Origin of the sequence: Lentilactobacillus sp. TOM.63, assembly GCF_030361045.1 — a bacterium.
Lineage (GTDB): Bacteria > Bacillota > Bacilli > Lactobacillales > Lactobacillaceae > Lentilactobacillus > Lentilactobacillus dabitei.
Genome location: NZ_JAUCAP010000102.1, coordinates 1 through 6,901, shown reverse-complemented (window position 1 = coordinate 6,901; position 6,901 = coordinate 1). Strand labels below are relative to the sequence as shown.

Annotated in this window: 2 protein-coding genes; both read left to right on the top strand. The window is 42.0% G+C overall.

Going from position 1 to position 6,901, the window contains the following annotated elements:
• Window positions 1-187 precede the first annotated feature (187 nt).
• The gene (locus QUF07_RS12800) at window positions 188-5,401 is read left to right on the top strand and encodes a DUF7601 domain-containing protein (protein ID WP_289427783.1); all 5,214 of its coding nucleotides are present in this window, start codon (window positions 188-190) and stop codon (window positions 5,399-5,401) included.
• A gap of 255 nt (window positions 5,402-5,656) precedes the next feature.
• On the top strand, window positions 5,657-6,901 hold a 1,245-nt coding region (locus QUF07_RS12795), incomplete at its 3' end, for an adhesive domain-containing protein (protein ID WP_353960969.1).

Here is a 6,901-nt window from a genome sequence, read left to right as displayed (position 1 = left end):
AAAATGCAAAATACCCATCAAACGCGTGAAACATGTGTTTGATGGGTATTTTGTGTATTTTTATGAATAAATCAGGAGTTATGATAAAGAAAACCCAGCCGAAGATATTAAGGTATCATTTGGTAAATTAAACGAAAAGGGTGACCAAGTAGAAAAACATACGGGAAACGTAACTGATTACTATACATTGTCCTTTGAACAGTTAACTACAACAAGTTTTGAACTTAAAATCACTCTAACGACGGAAGGGAAAGAATTCGTTGAAAATGGTGACTATAACATCATCGTCTTAGACTACAGTTCAGATGTAGAAAGTTTGTCACTTGACTCTACAAAGGATTATGAACACTTAAAGAAGTGGTTGTTTAATAATAAGATTGAGGTATCAACAGTGGCTGGTAACGATCTCGAAACGTCTGCCCAAACGTCATATACTGACGCAGGTTATCTACTAGATAAAAGCGGTCAGAAAGAAACCATTTATGATGAAGGGCGAGAGATTACGGCTATCAAATGGAATGTGCTGGTAAATGGTGAAGGTAAAAAGTTCACTGGGCCAATTCAATTAGTTGACCAAATTACCAGTGATAACCAAAACCATTTACAAGTTAAAAATAGTGACTATCATGTTAAGATTTTTAAAGCGCAACGAAGTCAAGTTGAAGATGAAGGAAATAAAGATAAGCAAAAGGTTGAGTATGATCCATTAGAACCACCAATCAATTCAAACAACTACACCCTTGAATACTCTCTTCATTTGGATAAAATGACAATTCAGTTTAAAGAAGGGTATGAACTTGATGGACCACTAATCGTACAGTATTATACTGAAATTCAGAAGACGGTGGGAGCAGACTTTGAGAATAAGGTAACCCTAAGCCTTGGTGAAAAAAAGTTTACACAAGGGACGGTGCTTGAGTCAGGAATTGAGGCTTGGGGTAGCATCAAGCACTTTAGTGTCAACGTCATTAAGCGAGATGATATAACCGGTGATCCGCTTGAAGGAGTTGAATTTAAACTTCAACAAATGGATAAAGATGGTCATTGGCAAGATGTTATGACGACTGTTGATCAAGGGGATGCCAAGCCAGAAGTTTATAAATTAAGAACTGGTGCTAATGGTATGGCAACCTTCATGGACCTTACCGCCTTTGGCAAATATCGAATTGTTGAGACGGAAGGACTAAGTGGTCGGTTCGAACAGTATGAATCCAAATTGTTCACAATGAACGATGTTGACGAAGGCAAAGCTGTCTACGTTCTCGAAGTAACCAACCCATACGACGGTGACTTAATCATCAAAAAAGGGGTTAACAGCAACGGTCTAGAAACTTCGAAAGATGAATTCAACTTTGAGGTTAAAGCAGTCAGTGACTTGGAAGCAGTTAACAAAGATTTTGTTGGTAGCTTTGAATATGCTGTATATGATAAAAGCGGGGATCCAGTTAATGGTAGAGATGATCAACCAATTAAGGGGACAGTAACTTTTGAAGATGGTATTGCTATCGGACTTCCTGCAATTAAAGATGATCAACAGCTCAAAATCTTTGGCTTACCGCAGAATCAGAATTTCATGATCAAAGAGTTAAATGCGGAAAGGTATAACACGACCCACCGGTTGATCAATACCTCAAATGGTTCATCTGGTAGGCTTAGAGGAAAAGAAACTAGCCTGTTCAAACTTCAAGAGGGTGAAAAAACCGACAGTACGGTTGCTTCATTCACCAATTCAATCGTGCCTGGTGAATTTGCTTTTTCCAAGACAATTAAGGGACCAAATGTTGCAAATGATAAGGATCGTAAGCAGTTTAACTTCTACCTTGAAGCAATTAACGAAGATGGCGATCCGGATGAGACCTTCACTGGCGACATCGAGGGTTGGAAACATGCCGGTGGAAGTGATACGAAAGTGACATTCCACTTTGTTAGCGGCAAGGCAAACCAAATTACGATTAATGGTAGTCGAGAAGCTATTCAACTTCGTCACGGTGAAGGTTACAATAAAATTCAATTGCCGAAGAACATGCAGTTTAAAGTTTACGAACGGCAAGACGACACGTACAAGTATACAAAGTACTGGATTGACGGAGACTATGGTGAAGCGCCTTCTGGATCGGATAAGGATGGTGATTACCACTACGTTGGGCCGATTAACACGGATGGAAAACATCTGAAGTTTATCAATGAGCAAAAAGGTAATTCCTTTGAATTTGAAAAACAAGTTAGTGGCACGATGCCTAACGATCTTACCAAGTTTGACTTTACTGTTGAAGGCGTTGGCAATACGGTTGCTTCCATTAAAAACAAAGAGTTTAAAGCCGTAGTTAAAAATGCCCGTTCAGGGGACGTAATTAATGATACTGGGAAAATTACTTTTAATGGTGATGGTGTTGCAAGCGAGATTAACTACGGAGGCTATGATCCCACAAAGATCCAGTTAACACATGGACAAAAGCTGGTGATTCTCGGACTACCAGAGAATGCAACCCATTTCAAGGTAATTGAAACAACCGCTGGCGATTTTGAGACGTATACGCAGGTTGATAATGGATCTCGTCAAGAAGGAAAAGAAGCAGAGATTGAATTAAATCAGCCGAACGTTCAAAATCTAATTCTGTTTGAGAATGTCAACAACGGTCATATACCACTGACGATCAAGAAAACTTTGAGTGGCGTTGTTCCGCCGAAGCATACTGAGTTCACGTTTGAGGTGGTTATCAAGGATCCTGGAAAGGAATGGGGAGAGTCCAAAGAATTTAACGCGATCATGAGTGATAGAGACGAAGAATTTAAACTAGAATTTAAAAAGGATAGTGATGATTACAAAACAACAATTAAACTCGAAGCCGACCAATCAATTACAATATATCTTCCTAAGGGCTTAACAGTTGAAACAACCGAAACAACGAAGGGGTATGAGGTTAGTCATCAATACGGCAAGCATGAGGATGAAGATAATTCACATAAAGTTGTTCTAGAGAATAATGATTGTGATGAGCCTTGTCTCCCACCATTAATTTTCAACAACCACGTCCCAGGAACAATCGTGGAAATTGAGAAGAAGGTTAAGGGAACTCCTTTGGCAAATGCGGATTACGGCAGGCAGTTCCAGTTTGGAATTGTTGCTAAAGACGAAAATGGTCAAGGAATTACTACTGGAGATGATGAGACAGAGGATAACGACGTGGAAGCTGACAAGAAAGGTTTTGCTTATGAAATCAGCAATGCTACTGGTCAAACAGTTTCCTCTGGCCGAGTTGAGTTTAAGGACGGAAAGATTTCTCGAATTGACGATGAGGAATTTAGTGCAGAATCACCCGGATATTTCGAACTCAAACACGACCAAAAGCTGAAAATCTTGGGTCTCCCAGATGGTGCTAAGGTGGTCGTTACCGAACTTAATCCGGCTGGGTATGTCCCTGAATGGTCAGTTGGCAAGGGCTCGACGATGTCAGGTAATGAGACAAGTGAATTTGTAACCGATGAAAAGACACCATCAACTGTCAAATTCACCAACACCAAGAAGACGAGTTCCCTGCACCTCAGCAAGACGCTCGTTGGTGATGGTATTACCACTGACGATAAAGCAAAGGAGTTTGAATTCAAGATTACTGCCGAAGATCCTGAAAAAGTGGCTAGCAAATATCAAGCCGCTAAGCGAAACACAGACGGCACGATTACCAAGCTTCCAGTCAGTTTTAATACAGATGGTGAATACAAGATCAATCTTCAAGGCACCGAAGCCCTCACCATCGACGGCCTGCCACTTGACGTCACATTCAACGTTGAGGAAATGGAAGCTGAAATGCTGGAGAATGAAGGTTTCCAAATCAGCCACGCCTTGAATACTGTTCCTCAAAACAGTCACAAAACCGCCAATTTTAAACTTCATGGTGAAATGACTCCGGTTGAGTTTGTTAACGCTAAACACAAACCAGACACCGGCTTCCTCCAAATGAAAAAGGAACTAGCTGGCTCTGGAATTACCGAAGCTGATGAAAACCAGATATTTGAATTCCAGGTTCGATCAGCAATTAGTGGTGAGTTCAAAGCAACCAAGTTTACTCAAAGCGGTGCGGTCCAATCACTTGATGTTCAATTGACAAATGGTATGTCAAATACGATTAGCTTGAAGAGCAAGGAACGGCTGATCATTTCTGGATTACCACTTAACACGGATTTCTCGGTGACGGAATTAGGAGCGGCCAATTTCAAGACAAACTGGATGGTCAACGGTACTACGACCCACGAGGGTAAACAAACTGAACTATTTAGAATTCTGAACCAGCAAACTACCCCGGTTCTATTCACAAACAGTAAGCAGGCACCAGACACTGCTAGTTTGAAGATTAGCAAGACCCTTGCCGGTGAGGGCATCACTGACGCTGATAGTAATCAAGACTTCAATTTCAGAATCTACTCTAGCGCAAGCGGGATCTACAAGGCCGTTAAGGTTCAGCAAAAAGGCAATACCACAAACACAACGGTCACGATCCAAGACGGCGAATCTGGTTTGATAACGTTAAAAAATGGCGAAACACTGACGTTAGCAGGCTTGCCAATTGACCACAACTATGCGGTAGGTGAAGCATACGTCAATGGTTACGTAACTTCGTACAAGGTTAACGGCACACCAGAGGTTAAAGGCATGACGACCGATCCATTCCGACTGGTTGCTAACCAAAACGGCACCGTTGACTTCACCAACACCAAAAACGGCGATGTTGCCATGGGTTCCTTCTCCGTTAACAAATTTGTCAACCAAACAGGTAACAGAACCCGAGCGTTCGAATTTAACCTGGAAGCTGTTGACGGTGCTGGTAATCCATTAAATGGCATCTTCCAGACGGAGACGATTACCAATGGTGGAACTGTAGCTAAGGGGAGAATTGATATTCAAGGTGGCAATGCTAAATTTACATTGACGCACGGCCAAAGCATCAAGTTCATCCTCCCAATGGGTGCGCGCTACGAAGTTTCTGAAAAGGACTACAAGGTGGACGGTTACACGACTCGTGTGACAAAACGGGACGCGGCATACACCGGCACTCACGTCTTCGGTACGGCAACCGCTGATAGCGACAACATCAGCTACCACAACGATTTTGAAGAAGATGAGGGTGAATTACCACTCCCAGCTGACGAAGACAAGCCAGATTCAAGTGCAACAATTGACGAACCAGATGCATTACCAGCAAGCGATGGTACCAGTGGGACTAATGGTACTAGCGGTATCACTAGCCCACAGGGACTCCCATCAGCTGGCTACACTGGTAAGCAGGCCTTACCACAGACCGGCGAAGATGACGGCAGACTTTATACAATCATTGGCGTGATCATTCTGGTAATGGTGGCAGTTGTTGTCACGATTTACTACACGAAACGCAAACAGACCAAATAGAAAGGAATTTAAAGTAACAATTATCATCGGATTAGCAAGAAATGCCATTCACTAGTTGAATGGCATTTTTTACGGCTAAATTCTGATGGCTGGGAAAGCTGTTTAACCAGTGTATTACTCTTTTTGAATGATATCGCTAAGTTTAATTAACAAATATGAAAGTTCATACTTCCTTTCTAAAATAGCCAAATTTTATTGATAAACTTATTGTAAGGATAATATATACGTAATCTTACGACGGCGGAGGAAAAAATCATGAAATTATTCAAGAAGGGGTGCATCATGCAGTTCGTTGGGGTGCTAGCTTTGTTATTCGGTAACTTCTATACGGTTGGGGCCGCCGTGGCCGATGTCGTGGCGACTGATGAAATTGCGACTAAAAACGCTAAATTGATCGATGATAAGCGCCAGTTAGTAACAACTGCCAAAGTGGGTGACAAGGTGAAACTAACCTTTGACGTGACCGTGGGTTCTTTGTCGTCGGCTGGTAAGGTGAAATTTGAGTATGACCGAGACATGTTAACAATCAAAAAGCGGCAGTATCAATTTAAAAATGGTAGTGCCAAAGTTGTGGTTGATATTGATGGCAAGAATTCAACTATTCAGTGGCAGCACGCAATCGACATGACCGATCTTGAGGTGGCCTTACCGGTTAAATTCAATCGGCCTGCCAATCGTTATGAACTGGCGGTGATGGTTGATGAGAAAAAAGTTGAACTGCCGACATTGACGGTGGTGAATAAGAATGCTCAAAAGGCCAAGGGGACCACTGCGGCCACTAACAAAAATATCGATGGCAACTTGCAGGATGACAATTTGGTGAATCAGGTATTGGTCGAAGCTGAAAAAGACGAAATGGCCAGCGACCAGACGGACGCGGCCAAACGAGTTGAGACAGCCAAAGCGCAAGGGGGAGCTGAAGATAAGACTGCTAAAAAAGAAGATGATTCTGAGAAAGACAAGGTTGACCAGCAGCCTGTATCAGAAGAACCAAGCAGTGAAGTAAAAATCGACGAGAACTCTTCTCAAGCTGATGAGATTGAAGAATCCAAACAATCTGATAACGATAAGGCTAAACAATTTGTGAAAGAAAAACGGGAAGTGGATCAGAAGGCAGCCAAGGAGAAAAGTCAAAAGGCGGTTGAGAACTTGAAGAAAGCTGCTGAAAAGGATGCGCAGAATCCCCAAGGTACCAATCAAAATGGTAGTGGCATGCAAAAAAGCTCTGGTAACAATAAAGAAATTCGAACGCCGCGCGATTCTTCGTTAGCAAGTGTGGATGTTGCTAAGAAGGCATTGGCAGAGACAGGTGATGGCGAGTCAGCACATCATATTCAATCTCAACTGTCTACTATGAAGGGGTTTGAAACGGAAAGAGACTTAAAAGGCTTAGTTAATACCAAATTCTTTAATAGCATTACTGTACCTGATTTATTCATAAAAATACACAAAATACCCATCAAACACATGTTTCACGCGTTTGATGGGTATTTTGCATTT